This window comes from Pseudomonas sp. RW407 (assembly GCF_003176655.1).
Classification (GTDB): domain Bacteria; phylum Pseudomonadota; class Gammaproteobacteria; order Pseudomonadales; family Pseudomonadaceae; genus Pseudomonas; species Pseudomonas delhiensis.
In genome coordinates this window covers 501,840-513,741 of record NZ_QGSL01000029.1, presented here as the reverse complement: position 1 = coordinate 513,741, position 11,902 = coordinate 501,840, and the positions used below count along the sequence as shown (strand labels likewise).

The 11,902-nt window shown below is 68.9% G+C and carries 15 protein-coding genes; 7 read left to right on the top strand and 8 right to left on the bottom strand.

Annotation, left to right across the window (positions count from 1 at the left end; genetic code table 11):
• The 6 genes from DK254_RS03255 to DK254_RS03230 all read right to left on the bottom strand — a co-directional run.
• A partial coding sequence (locus DK254_RS03255; RefSeq protein WP_109932954.1) for a crotonase/enoyl-CoA hydratase family protein occupies positions 1-762 on the bottom strand: 762 nt, incomplete at its 3' end.
• A gap of 115 nt (positions 763-877) precedes the next feature.
• The gene (locus DK254_RS03250) at positions 878-1,789 is read right to left on the bottom strand and encodes an SDR family oxidoreductase (protein ID WP_109932178.1); all 912 of its coding nucleotides are present in this window, start codon (positions 1,787-1,789) and stop codon (positions 878-880) included.
• Between the two features lie 121 nt (positions 1,790-1,910).
• On the bottom strand, positions 1,911-2,807 hold the full coding sequence (locus DK254_RS03245; protein WP_109932176.1) for an alpha/beta fold hydrolase: 897 nt from the start codon (positions 2,805-2,807) through the stop codon (positions 1,911-1,913).
• On the bottom strand, positions 2,807-3,583 hold the full coding sequence (locus DK254_RS03240; RefSeq protein WP_109932174.1) for a class II aldolase/adducin family protein: 777 nt from the start codon (positions 3,581-3,583) through the stop codon (positions 2,807-2,809). Before DK254_RS03240 ends, DK254_RS03245 begins: the two co-directional genes overlap by 1 nt.
• 231 nt (positions 3,584-3,814) lie before the next feature.
• Complete coding sequence (locus DK254_RS03235; RefSeq protein WP_109932172.1) at positions 3,815-4,501, bottom strand: LrgB family protein; 687 nt, start codon at positions 4,499-4,501, stop codon at positions 3,815-3,817.
• Positions 4,488-4,865, bottom strand: coding sequence for a CidA/LrgA family protein (locus tag DK254_RS03230; RefSeq protein WP_089389616.1), 378 nt, complete (start codon positions 4,863-4,865; stop codon positions 4,488-4,490). Before DK254_RS03230 ends, DK254_RS03235 begins: the two co-directional genes overlap by 14 nt.
• A 98-nt stretch (positions 4,866-4,963) precedes the next feature.
• Here DK254_RS03230 and DK254_RS03225 point away from each other — a divergent pair, with 98 nt between their 5' ends.
• Entirely contained in the window at positions 4,964-5,848 is an 885-nt protein-coding gene (locus DK254_RS03225; RefSeq protein ID WP_109932170.1) for a LysR family transcriptional regulator, read from the top strand.
• A 211-nt stretch (positions 5,849-6,059) separates the two neighbouring features.
• On the opposite strand, the gene DK254_RS03220 is transcribed toward DK254_RS03225, so the two are convergent.
• Entirely contained in the window at positions 6,060-6,512 is a 453-nt protein-coding gene (locus DK254_RS03220) for a flavodoxin (RefSeq protein ID WP_109932168.1), read from the bottom strand.
• A gap of 148 nt (positions 6,513-6,660) precedes the next feature.
• Between DK254_RS03220 and folM the strand changes: the two genes are divergently transcribed.
• From folM to DK254_RS03190, 6 genes are all read left to right on the top strand, one after another.
• The gene (folM, locus tag DK254_RS03215) at positions 6,661-7,371 is read left to right on the top strand and encodes a dihydromonapterin reductase (RefSeq protein ID WP_109932167.1); all 711 of its coding nucleotides are present in this window, start codon (positions 6,661-6,663) and stop codon (positions 7,369-7,371) included.
• A gap of 29 nt (positions 7,372-7,400) precedes the next feature.
• Positions 7,401-7,961 (top strand): GTP cyclohydrolase I FolE, encoded by a 561-nt coding sequence (gene folE / locus DK254_RS03210; protein ID WP_208604337.1) that lies wholly within the window; start codon positions 7,401-7,403, stop codon positions 7,959-7,961.
• Position 7,962: 1 nt separating this feature from the next.
• Positions 7,963-8,334, top strand: a complete 372-nt coding sequence (gene folX / locus DK254_RS03205) for a dihydroneopterin triphosphate 2'-epimerase (protein WP_109932165.1) — start codon at positions 7,963-7,965, stop codon at positions 8,332-8,334.
• A gap of 118 nt (positions 8,335-8,452) precedes the next feature.
• Entirely contained in the window at positions 8,453-8,776 is a 324-nt protein-coding gene (locus DK254_RS03200) for a DUF1244 domain-containing protein (RefSeq protein ID WP_109932163.1), read from the top strand.
• A 13-nt stretch (positions 8,777-8,789) separates the two neighbouring features.
• Positions 8,790-9,128, top strand: coding sequence for a HopJ type III effector protein (locus DK254_RS03195; protein WP_009616043.1), 339 nt, complete (start codon positions 8,790-8,792; stop codon positions 9,126-9,128).
• A 1,145-nt stretch (positions 9,129-10,273) separates the two neighbouring features.
• Complete coding sequence (locus tag DK254_RS03190) at positions 10,274-11,233, top strand: alpha/beta fold hydrolase (protein WP_109932161.1); 960 nt, start codon at positions 10,274-10,276, stop codon at positions 11,231-11,233.
• On the opposite strand, the gene DK254_RS03185 is transcribed toward DK254_RS03190, so the two are convergent.
• Positions 11,234-11,902: MFS transporter (locus DK254_RS03185; protein ID WP_146219563.1), on the bottom strand; the 669-nt coding region annotated here is incomplete at its 5' end.

Sequence of the window (11,902 nt, the reverse complement as noted above, 5' to 3'; positions counted from 1 at the left end):
CTTCCCGTGCCGCCCTTCGCCCCGCGCAAAGCGTTGCGCCCCGGCCTGGGTCTCGCCACTGAGGATCACCATCAGCCCGCCCTGGAATTCGTTGGCCATGGCCACGTCGAACGACTGGTTCCACTGCGCGTAGACGCTGCCGCGGTCGGCCAGCATGCAGGCCTGGGGGAAGTCGGCGATCTGCCGGGCCAGGTCCTCGGCGGCGGCGCGGGCCTCGCCCTTGGCCACCACGCGGTTGGCCAGACCCATGCCCAGGGCTTCCTGGGCGGCCACCGGGCGGCCGGTGAGGATCAGGTCCAGCGCCCTGCCCTGGCCGACGATGCGCGGCAGGCGCACGGTGCCGCCGTCGATCAGCGGCACGCCGAAGCGCCGGCAGAACACCCCGCACACCGCGTCCTCGGCCATCACCCGCAGGTCGGCGAGCAGCGCCAGCTCCAGGCCGCCGGCCACCGCGTAGCCCTCGATGGCGGCGATCAGCGGCTTGTTCAGCTGCATGCGGCTGGGGCCCATGGGGGCGTCGCCTTCGTTTTCCAGGCGGTTGCGCCGTTCGCTGTCCTGCGCCACCGCGGTGAGGTCCGCGCCGGCGCAGAAGGTGCCGCCGGCGCCGGTGAGCACCGCCACCTTCGCCTGCTCGTCGGCCTCGAAGGCGCGCAGGGCCTCGGCCAGGGCGTCGGCGGTGGGCCGGTCGACGGCGTTGCGCGCCTCGGGACGATCGATGATCAGGGTGGTTACCGGGCCGTTGTGCTCGACGATCACGCTCATGCTGGACTCCAGGCTGACGGAAAGGACGAAGGCCGACTTGCGCCGGCCCTCCACCTTACTGCGTCACGGAGCGCGGAGCAGCACCCTGGCCGTTCCGCCCGTCAGGCTGTCGCGATCAGCCGACGTATTTCTGCAGGTTGGCCATCATCTCGCGCAGGGCCTCGACGTTGTCCGCCGGGTGCACCGCGTTCTCGAAGCTGCTGATCTGCTGCCAGTGCGCCGCCACGTCCTCGGCATCGAAGCCTTCGCGCGGGTCGAAGCCGAAGCCCAGGCTGCGCTCCCAGCGCACCTTGCCCATCCAGCCGCCGCCCACTTCGTAGAGGCCGGAGGTGTCCTGGCAGGCCTCGCTGCCCAGGTAGACCACCAGCGGGCTGACCAGCTCGGGCTTGAGCTGCTCGAACACCTGCGGCGGGATCAGCCCCTCGGTCATGCGGGTGCCGCCGGTGGGGGCGATGGCGTTGACCAGGATGTTGTTCTTGCGGCCTTCCAGGGCCAGGGTGCGGGTCAGGCCGTAGAGGCCGAGCTTGGCCATGCCGTAGTTGCTCTGCCCGAAGTTGCCGTAGATGCCCGAGGTGGAGGCGGTGAAGATCACCCGCCCGTAGCCCTGCTCGCGCATCAGCGGCCAGGCGGCGCGGGTGACCTTGTAGGCGCCCTCGACGTGGACCTTGTAGACCAGGTCCCAGTCGGCGTCCTCCATCTTGTGGAAGGTCTTGTCGCGCAGGATGCCGGCGTTGTTCACCACCACGTCGACGCGGCCGAAGGCTTCCACGGCCTGGCGCACGATGTTCTCGCCGTCGGTCACCGAGTCGTGGTTGGCGATGGCGGTGCCGCCGGCGGCGCGGATCTCCGCCACCACGCGGTCGGCCGCCGAGGCGTTGGCGCCCTCGCCGTGGGTGCTGCCGCCCAGGTCGTTCACCACCACCTTGGCGCCATGCCTGGCGAACAGCAGGGCGTGGGCACGGCCGAGGCCGCCGCCGGCACCGGTGACGATCACGACCTTGTCGTCGAAACGAACGGCATCACTCATGGTTGGTACTCCCTGGCAGGTTGATGGCTACGGAGTGTCAAACAGACGTTTGACGGTCACAACCAAGACGCCGGGGCTGAATATGCCCCGATAAGGTCCGGGGATGATGCCGGCGGCTCCTTCAGGCCGCCGGCTGCACCTGCCCGGCCAGGCGCGCGCGGAACGCCAGGTAGTGCGCCAGTACCTGCTCCGGCGCCTCGGTCTGCGGGTAGTGGCCGATGCCGTCGAGCATCACCGTGTCCGGCTGCGGGATCAACTGGCGGTAGCGCTCGACCATGTGCGCGCCGGAGATCGGGTCCAGCGGCCCGTCGATCAGCCGCAGCGGCACGCCGGCGCGCTGCATGGCGCCGACCCAGCGCTCGCGGTGTTCGCGGCGGTCGAGGATGTAGTGGATCAGCCGGTGCATCACCTTCGGCCCGTCGTTGCAGGCGATCAGGCTCCAGAAGGCGTCCAGCTCCTCCTCGCTCGGCCGGGTGCGCGGGCCGAACACCTTGGCGAAGTTGGCGGCCAGCTTGCCACGGTCGAAGAAGCGCCCGAAGAAGCCGCCCAGGGGGCTGAGCAGCAGCTTCTGCGAGAGCACCGGGCGGTGCGTCTCGGGGAACAGCCCGCCATTGAGGAACACCACCGAGGCCAGCTGGATGCGTCCTTCGAGGTGCCGCGCCAGCAGTTCCTGGCCGACGCTGTTGCCGTAGTCGTGGACCAGCAGGTGCAGCGGCCCGCGCAGCTCCAGGTGGGCCAGCAGCGCCTGCTGCAGGTCGGCCTGCTCGTGGATGCGGTAGGCGTGGCCGCGCGGCTTGGCCGAGTCGCCGAAGCCGAGCATGTCGCAGGCGATCACCCGGTAGCGCCCGGCCAGCGGTTGCCACAGCTTGTTCCAGTCCCAGGAGGCGCTGGGGAAGCCGTGGATCAGCAGCAGAGGCTCGCCGGCGCCGGCCTCCCAGTAACGGATGGCGTGGCCGTGGAAGTCGAAGCTGCGCCCCTGCGCGCGCCAGTCGCGCAGGGGGATGGCGATGCCGGCCATCAGTCGCGGTAGCCGGGGTTCTGCAGGTCGAGCTTGCGCAGCAGCGCCGGCCAGGCCAGCTGCCCGCCCATGCCCTGGGAGGTCTTCATCACCCCGGCGAGCATCGCCCGGGCGCCGTCGAGGATCTGCTGCGGGATGTGGATCAGCTCGCCGCCGCCGCTCTGCGCCATGATCTGCGCCTCGCAGGCGCGCTGCAGGGTGAACATGCCGAGGAAGGCGTCGGCGACGGTGCCGAAGGCGGTCAGCAGGCCGTGGTTGGGCAGGATCATGAAGTTCTTGTCGCCCAGGTCGGCCTGCAGGCGGGCCTTCTCGTCGTGGTTCAGGGCCACGCCCTCGTAGCCGTGGTAGGCCAGGCTGGAGAGCACGAACAGCGATTGCTGCGACAGCGGCAGCAGGCCGTTCTTCTGCGCCGACACGGCGATGCCGGCGGGGGTGTGGATGTGCAGCACGCAACCGACGTCGTGGCGCACCTCGTGGACCGCGCTGTGGATGGTGTAGCCGGCCGGGTTGATGTCGTAGGGGCTGTCCATCAGCTTCCTGCCGGCCAGGTCCACCTTCACCAGGCTGGAGGCGGTGATCTCGTGGAACATCATGCCGTAGGGGTTGATGAGGAAGTCCTCGGTGCCCGGGACCTTGGCCGAGATGTGGGTGAAGATCAGGTCGTCCCAGCCGTGCAGGGCGATCAGCCGGTAGCAGGCGGCGAGGTCGACGCGGGTCTGCCATTCGGCCTCGGAGACCTGGTCTTTCACGGAGGGTGCGGGAGCGGCGGCGTTCATGGGGCGGTCCTCATCGGTTGTTGTTGTTCGATGGGGCCAGTCTAGTCAGCCGGGGGCGCCGCGACTGTCGGAGGTCTGACAGTCGCATCTTAGGAATTGAATTGTAGGAGCGAGCTTGCTCGCGAACCGCACTCTGCCAGCCTTGTAGGATGGGTGGAGCGAAGCGATACCCATCACCACGACCGCACGGGTTTCGTAAACTCAACCCATCCTGCGAAAGACACCTCGCTCCTACAGGACCAGTGCGACGGCGGGCGCCAGCAACAGGTTGAACAGCCCGGTGAGGACCATCAGCAGCCCGGCGGTGGAACCCTCCTCGCCGCCGAACTCGTAGGCCCGGCTGGTGCCCGCGCCGTGGGCGCCGACGCCCAGCAGGGCGCCGCGGGCGAGGGTCGAGCGCAGCGGCAGCAGCCTCATCAGCAGGCCGCCGGCCAGGGCGCCGAACACTCCGGTGACCATCACGAAGGCCGCGGTCAGCTCCGGCACCCCGCCCAGGTCGTGGGACATCTCCATGGCCAGCGGCGTGGTGATCGAGCGCGGCACCAGCGACAGCGCCACCTGGCCGTCCAGGGCCAGGGCATTGGCCAGCGCCCAGGAGCTGCCGATGGCCACCGCGGAGCCGGCGCACATGCCCACCAGCAGCGCCGGCCAGTGCCGGGCGAGCAGCGCCCGCTGCTGCCAGATGGGCACGGCGAAGGCTACGGTGGCCGGACCCAGCAGCGCCACCAGCCAGTTGGTGTCGCGGGCGTAGTCGGCGTAGCGGGCGTGCAGCGGGATGGCCACGGCGAACAGCAGCACCGGGACGAACACGATGGGCGCGAAGCCGTACCAGCGCACGCGCTTGTACAACTGGCGGCTGAACAGGTAGCCGCCGAGGGTCAGGGCCAACCAGAACAGGGCTTGCCTATCGAGACTCATGGCGCGACCTCCAGCGGTACATGCCTTCCACCGACAGCGCGGTGACCAGCATCACCAGCAGGGTGCTGCACATGATCACCAGCAATATCTTCCAGCCCTCGCTGCGCAGCAGCGGGCCATAGTCCAGCAGGCTCATCAGCGCGGGGATGAAGAACAGCAGCATCTCCGCCAGCAGCAGCCCGGCGCCGCCCTGCAGCAGGGCCGGGCGCACCGCCCCGCTGGCGAACAGCGCCAGCAGCAGGCCGAGCCCCACCACCCCGCCGGGCAGCGGCAGGCCGGTGGCCCTGGCCAGCCAGCCGCCGAACCACCAGAAGGCGATGAGGACGGCGAGTTCGAAGCCCAGTCGGAGGATGCGGCGAGTCATTTCGGGTGCCTGCGTGGCGCTGCGGAGTGGATGGCGCTCAGGTTAAGCCCGGGGGTACTATCCCCAAAGCGAATTGTTCGAATCGGAGCCATTCCAGAATGGAATTCAAGCAGCTACGCAGCTTCGTCGAGGTGGTGCGCCAGGGCAGCTTCACCCAGGCCGCGGTACGCCTGCATGCCAGCCAGTCGGCCGTGAGCAAGCAGGTGGCCCAGCTGGAGCAGAGCCTGCAGGTGCAGTTGCTGGAGCGCAGCGGCCCGCACGTGCGCCTGACCGCCGCCGGCGAAGTGGTGCTGCGCCGCGCCGAGGACATGCTGCGCCTGCGCCGCGAACTGCTGACCGAACTGGACGACCTCAGCCAGATGAAGCGCGGCGAGCTGCGCCTGGGCCTGCCGCTGCTGGGCGCCGACGCCCTGTTCGCCTGGCGCTTCGCCGAGTACCGCAAGCGCTACCCGCACATCCAGGTGCACCTGGTGGAAGGCGGCAGCAAGAGCCTGGAGCAGGCGGTGCACGCCGGCGAACTGGAACTGGCCGGCGCCCTCACCCCCAGCGACCCCGGCTTCGACTGGCAGCGGTTCTGCAACGAACCGCTGGACGCCCTGCTGCCGGCCGAGCACCCGCTGGCCGGGCGCGAGCGCATCGCCCTGGCCGAACTGGCCGACACCCCCTTCCTGCTCTACCAGCAGAGCTTCACCCTCAACGACCGCCTGCTGCGCGCCTGCCACGAGGCCGGCTTCGAACCCCGCGAGGGCGGCCGCAGCGGCCAGGCCGACTTCCTCGGCGCGCTGGTCGCCGCCGGCCAGGGCGTGGTGCTGTTGCCACGGGCAGTGGCCGAGGAAGTGGTACGGCCAGGGGTGGCACGGGTGCTGCTGAGCGAACCGGACCTGCGCTGGGACATCTGCTTCATCTGGCGCCGCGACGCCTACCTGTCCCACGCGGCCAAGGCCTGGCTGGCGCTGCTGGAGGAGTTTCCGCTGCATCCGTAGGGCGAATAACCGTTCGCGGTTATCCGCCGATACACCGGGGCCATAGCCAACGCCAAGGTCAACCCCGGAGCCGCCGAGGATCACGGCCAAACGGCGGATAACGCCGTAGGCGTTATTCGCCCTACACCAGGCCTACCCGCGTCGTAGGGCGAATAACCGTTCGCGGTTATCCGCCGATACGCCGGGGCCACAGCCAACGCCGGGGGATGGATCAGCCTTTCAACGCAGCGATGAAATCGGCGATCCAGGGCTCGGCGTCGGTCTCCGGGGTGACCGTCTCGCTGGCGTCCAGGCGCAGCATCGGCAGCACCTCGCGCAGGCCCAGCTCGGCGTACAGCTCGCGCACCTGCTCGCCACCGCCGCAATAGGTGTCGCCGTAGCTGGAGTCGCCCAGGCCGATCACCGCGCCGGGCAGGCCGCGCCAGTTCGGCAGGCGGTCGCGCAGGGCGTAGTACAGCGGCTGGATGTTGTCCGGCAGCTCGCCCAGGCCGGTGGTCGAGGTGACCGTCAGGAAGGCGTCGGGCGCGGCCTCGACCAGCGCGTCCAGGCCGGCGCGCGACTCGAACCAGGTCTGCAGGCCCGCGGCCTCCAGCAGGCGCTTGGCATGGCGCGCGACCTCCTCGGCGGTGCCGTAGACCGATCCGGACAGAATGGCGACTTTCATGGAAACTCCCGGTTCATGCGACAAACGCCCATTATGCCGCAAGCCGGCCACGGGTGTTCGCCGGCGCCGCCGGGCTGGTATAGTTTTTTCCCACCGCGCCGCTCGGATATGCCTCCGCCGGCCGTCGTCCACCTGCCACGAGGCTCGCATGAGCGCATCCCCGGCCCCCATCCTGATCACCGGCGCCAGCCAGCGCGTCGGCCTGCACTGCGCCCTGCGCCTGCTCGACGCGGGCCAGCCGGTGATCGTCAGCTACCGCAGCGAGAAGCCCGGGCTGCAGCAACTGCGCGAGCGCGGCGCGACCTGCCTGCACGGCGACTTCGCCGACGAGGCCGGCATCCTCGCCTTCATCGACGCGCTCAAGGCCCACACCGACAGCCTGCGCGCCATCGTCCACAACGCCTCCACCTGGCTCGCCGAGACGCCCGGCCACGAGGCCGAGGCCTTCCGCGCGCTGTTCAGCGTGCACATGCTCGCCCCCTACCTGATCAACCTGCACTGCGCGCCGCTGCTGGAGCGCTCGCAGCCGGCCGACATCATCCACGTCAGCGACGACGTGGTGCGCAGGGGCAGCGCCAAGCACGTCGCCTACTGCGCCAGCAAGGCCGGGCTGGACAGCCTGACGCTGTCCTTCGCCGCGCGCTTCGCGCCGCGCATCAAGGTCAACACCATCGCCCCGGCGCTGGTCATGTTCAACACCGGGGACGACGCCGACTACCGCGCGCGCACCCTGGCGAAATCCGCCCTGGGCATCGAACCCGGGCCGGACGTCGTCTACCAGGCCATCCGCTACCTGCTGGACACCCCCTACGTCACCGGCACCACCTTGACCGTCAACGGCGGCCGGCACCTCAAATGACCGCCCGCCGTGGCGCGAGGAACCCTGCAATGACCGATTCCCTGTCCGCGAACTACCGCGAGATACTCCTGGGCCTGGGCGAGAACCCCGACCGCGAAGGCCTGCTCGACACCCCCAAGCGCGCCGCCAAGGCCATGCGCTACCTGTGCCACGGCTACGAGCTGAGCCTGGAGGAGATCGTCAACGGCGCGCTGTTCGCCTCGGACAACGACGAAATGGTGATCGTCCGCGACATCGAGCTGTATTCGCTGTGCGAACACCACCTGCTGCCCTTCATCGGCAAGGCCCATGTGGCGTACATTCCCACCGGACGGGTGCTGGGGCTGTCGAAGGTGGCGCGCATCGTCGACATGTTCGCGCGGCGCCTGCAGATCCAGGAGAACCTGACGCGGCAGATCGCCGAGGCCATCGAGCGCATCACCGGCGCCGCCGGCGTGGCGGTGGTGATCGAGGCGCAGCACATGTGCATGATGATGCGCGGCGTGGAGAAGCAGAACTCGCAGATGTTCACCTCGGTGATGCTCGGCGCCTTCCGCGACTCCAGCAACACCCGCCAGGAATTCCTGCAACTGATCGGACGGAGCAAGTGAAATGACGCAATTGCAGCCGGGCATGGCGCGGATCCGCGTGAAGGACCTGCGCGTGCGCACCTACATCGGCATCAAGGAAGAGGAAATCCTCAACAAGCAGGACGTGCTGATCAACCTGACCATCCTCTACCCCTCGCAGGAGGCGGTGCAGGTCAACGACATCGAGCACGCGCTGAACTACCGCACCATCACCAAGGCGATCATCGCCCACGTCGAGGAGAACCGCTTCGCCCTGCTGGAGCGCCTGACCCAGGAAATCCTCGACCTGGTCATGGCCCACCCGGCAGTGCACTACGCCGAGGTGGAAGTGGACAAGCCCCACGCCCTGCGCTTCGCCGAGTCGGTGTCCATCGCCCTGGCCGCCCGGCGCTGAACCGGGCGGCGCCTTCGAGCCGGCGGCCATTGCTGGCGCCTGCCCCGGCTCTTATCATCTGCGCAGCCCCGAATTGCCCCGGCGTCCCGCGACGACGCGCCAAGCGAGAGCCCGAACCATGAGCAAGCCCGAACACAGCATCCTCGACCTGACCCAGGAACAACGCACCGAGCTGGAGGCCGCGGCCTTCCGCACCCTGGTGCAGCACCTGCGCACCCGCAAGGACGTGCAGAACATCGACCTGATGAACCTCGCCGGCTTCTGCCGCAACTGCCTGTCCAAGTGGTACAAGGCCGCGGCCGACGACATGGGCCTGGAACTGAGCCCGGAACAGGCCCGCGAGGAGATCTACGGCATGCCTTACGCCGAATGGAAGGCGAAATACCAGAAGGAAGCCTCGCCCGAGCAGCAGGCCGCCTTCGACACCGCCAAGAAACACTGACGAGCCCGCCTTGATGACCCTCACCGATTTCCGCGCGCGCCTGCGCAGCGAGCAGCACCTGTTCACCGATACCCTGGCGTTCATCGCCGAGCACTACAGCTACAGCCCCAGCGCCTTCAGCAACGGCCCGGTGGAAAACCCGGCCGGGCAGAACGAGGGCTCCTGCAAGACCCTCGGCTTCGCCATCCTCGAGGGCCTGAGCCTGGAGGAAACCCTGCTGGCCTTCGGTGAACACTATCGCGCGGTGCGCGACACCCCCGAGGGCACCGACCACGCCAACATCCGCGCCCTGCAGAACACCGGCCTGGCCGGCGTGCGCTTCGAGCGCCAGCCGCTGTCGCGCCGCGGCTGATCCGCCCCCGCAATGCAGAAGCCCCGCCCTCCAGGCTGTGTGAAAACCCGAGCGGCTCTTCGAAGAGAGCGTTCCTACGTGAAATCTGAAGAGGCTTGGCTATTCAGCCAATCCAGAATCCGCGTAGAAACGCGAAATCCAGGTTGTTTTTTAACCAGCGGGACCGATCCTGAGGTTTTCACACAGCCTGCCTCGCGGGGCTTTTTCTTGCCGCCGTGAATAGCGAGGCAAACCGTGGGGCGCATAACGCCTCCGGCGTTATCCGCCGTCGTTCACGGGCCTCGGTGCACTGCCAACGGCGGATAACCGCGAACGGTTATTCGCCCTACGGTCGTCGGCGAACCCATGCGGCCGTGGCGATGGGTATCGCTTCGCTCAACACCATCCTACGACGGTGCCCCAACGCCATTCCCCTGTAGGAGCAACTGTCTATTGGGTTTGGGTGTAGCGCGCCGCTCCGAGTGCGTTGATGTTTCTTGTTTCGCCCCCTCGGGCGAGTCCCTTTTGTCAAACGGTGGAAGGCCACCCCCGCAAAAAGGAACCAAAAAGGCTTGCCCCGCATACGGGCCCGATGAAGCCGGGCTACCCTCACGAACTCCCCCGCCACGGAGGCCCGCCCCGACAGCACGTCCCTGTACTGGTCGGGGCTCTAGCGACATCCATGTCGCATGACCTCCTGAGCGCCGGTTTCGCTCGGCCTTCTGAAGGGGCGTTCCGGTGCGCTCGGTTGTTTCGCTGGAAATCCAAAAACCAGAGCAAGAGCCGCTCTTGCTCTTCGTAGGAGCGAGCTTGCTCGCGAACCCCGCAGTCACTGGGTTATTCCCCTTCGGGCCAGCGCAAGCGCTGTTCGCGATGGAGCCGCGTCCCGCGTTCGCGGGAATGACGGGGTGGGGTTAGGTGTTTTCAGGATGACTCAGGATTCTCTCCCCGCTCAGGACAGCCCCCTCTCCCGCTTGCGGGAGAGGGTTGGGGAGAGGGCGCTTTTGAACCCAACGCCTACGTCACCTGGAAACACGATTGTAGGAGCGGACTCCGTCCGCGATCATCCATCCCACGATTCCCATGCCCAACCATTCGCCAGGCGAATACGAATGACGCCATGCGCCACCCTTGCTAGCGTCCCGACAAAAGCCCGGAGACTCGCCATGCAGCCCCTCGAACGACGCACCCTGCCGGTCAACGGCATCCACCTGTGCGTGCACATCGCCGGCCCGGAGGCGGGCCGCCCGGTCTGGCTGCTGCACGGCTTCCCCGAGTGCTGGCACTCCTGGCGCGCCCAGATACCGGCCCTGGTGCGGGCCGGCTATCGCGTACATGTGCCGGAGATGCGCGGCTACGGCCGCAGCGATGCGCCCGAGCCCGTCGAGGCCTATGACCTGCAGAGCCTCTGCGGCGACATCCTCGGCGCCATGGACGCCCTCGGCCAGGCCCGCGCGGCGGTGGTCGGCCACGACTGGGGCGCCTTGGTGGCCTGGCACCTGGCCCTGCTCGCGCCGCAGCGGGTGGAGGCCCTGGCCACGCTTTCTGTGCCCTATGCCGGGCGGCCGAAGCGGCCGGCCACGCAGATCCTGCGCGAGGTCTTCGCCGGGCGTTTCAACTACATCCTCTACTTCCAGCAGCCGGGCCTGGCCGAGGCCGAGCTGGACGCCGATATCGAGCGCAGCCTGCGCCTGTTCTTCCGCGATGCCGGCGAGGGCGACCCCTTCCTCCAGGACAAGCCCGCCGACGCGCGGCTGTTCGACGGCCTGCCGACGCCGCGGGAGCTGCCGGCCTGGTGCAGCGAGGCGGACCTGGCGTACTACATCGAGACCTTCGCCGGCCGCGGTTTCCGCGGGGCGCTCAACTGGTACCGCAACTTCGAGCGCAACTGGCGCTTCAGCGAGCCCCTGGCCGGCCAACTGGTCAAGCCGCCGACGCTGTTCCTGGTGGGCGACCGTGACCCGGTGGCGAGCCTGGAGGCCTACACCCTGAAGCGCATGCCCGAGGTGGTGCCGGCCCTGGAGCAGCACCGCCTGCAAGGCTGCGGCCACTGGATCCAGAACGAGCGCCCGGCCGAGGTGAATGCCTTGCTGCTGGACTTCCTCGGCCGTCACTACCCGGCCTGATCAGGCCGCCGCGGCGGGCGCCCGCGCGCCTTCCGGCCAGGCCGCCACCAGCACCAGCAGGGCGCCGACCAGCAGGTACGGCAGGCGCGGCTCCAGGCCGTAGAGCAGGCTGCCGGCCAGCGGGCCGAGCACCACGCCCAGGCCCTGGGCGGCACCCATGGAGCCGGCGGTGGAGCCTTGCTCGTCGGCATTCACCGCATTGGCCGCCAGCGCCGAGAAGGCCGGGAACACCCAGCCCATGCCCGCCGCGGCGACGAAGAAGGCCAGCCACAGCTGCCAGGCCTGCAGCGCCAGGCAGGTGCCGGCGAAGCCGATGCCGGCCACCAGCGCGCCGACGCGGATCAACCGCTGCGGCGCCCAGTCCAGGCGGCGCACCAGCAACTGCGCGAGGATCAGCGCCACGCCCACGGTGGTCAGCGCCACCCCGGCGGCCTGGGCCGCTTCGCCCGGCGCCAGGCCCAGGCGGTCGAGGGCGAAGAAGCCCACGGTGATCTGCGCCACCGCCACGCAGAACATGGCGACGAAGGCCACCAGCATCGGCCGGCGCAGGCGCGCATCGCCCAGGCGGATGCTCTGCGCCACGCGCTGCAGGTGGTGCTCCTGGCGTTGCAGGCGGGCGTAGAGCACGCCAAAGCCCAGCAACGGCAGCACGCTCATGGCGTACAGCGG

What these genes read in the sequence shown, in the direction of transcription:
- DK254_RS03250 (WP_109932178.1), bottom strand. Translation starts at nt 1,789, where the DNA reads ATGAGTGATGCCGTTCGTTTCGACGACAAGGTCGTGATCGTCACCGGT.
- DK254_RS03245 (WP_109932176.1), bottom strand. Translation starts at nt 2,807, where the DNA reads ATGGCCGGCATCGCCATCCCCCTGCGCGACTGGCGCGCGCAGGGGCGC.
- DK254_RS03240 (WP_109932174.1), bottom strand. Translation starts at nt 3,583, where the DNA reads ATGAACGCCGCCGCTCCCGCACCCTCCGTGAAAGACCAGGTCTCCGAG.
- DK254_RS03235 (WP_109932172.1), bottom strand. Translation starts at nt 4,501, where the DNA reads ATGAGTCTCGATAGGCAAGCCCTGTTCTGGTTGGCCCTGACCCTCGGC.
- DK254_RS03230 (WP_089389616.1), bottom strand. Translation starts at nt 4,865, where the DNA reads ATGACTCGCCGCATCCTCCGACTGGGCTTCGAACTCGCCGTCCTCATC.
- DK254_RS03225 (WP_109932170.1), top strand. Translation starts at nt 4,964, where the DNA reads ATGGAATTCAAGCAGCTACGCAGCTTCGTCGAGGTGGTGCGCCAGGGC.
- DK254_RS03220 (WP_109932168.1), bottom strand. Translation starts at nt 6,512, where the DNA reads ATGAAAGTCGCCATTCTGTCCGGATCGGTCTACGGCACCGCCGAGGAG.
- folM (WP_109932167.1), top strand. Translation starts at nt 6,661, where the DNA reads ATGAGCGCATCCCCGGCCCCCATCCTGATCACCGGCGCCAGCCAGCGC.
- folE (WP_208604337.1), top strand. Translation starts at nt 7,401, where the DNA reads ATGACCGATTCCCTGTCCGCGAACTACCGCGAGATACTCCTGGGCCTG.
- folX (WP_109932165.1), top strand. Translation starts at nt 7,963, where the DNA reads ATGACGCAATTGCAGCCGGGCATGGCGCGGATCCGCGTGAAGGACCTG.
- DK254_RS03200 (WP_109932163.1), top strand. Translation starts at nt 8,453, where the DNA reads ATGAGCAAGCCCGAACACAGCATCCTCGACCTGACCCAGGAACAACGC.
- DK254_RS03195 (WP_009616043.1), top strand. Translation starts at nt 8,790, where the DNA reads ATGACCCTCACCGATTTCCGCGCGCGCCTGCGCAGCGAGCAGCACCTG.
- DK254_RS03190 (WP_109932161.1), top strand. Translation starts at nt 10,274, where the DNA reads ATGCAGCCCCTCGAACGACGCACCCTGCCGGTCAACGGCATCCACCTG.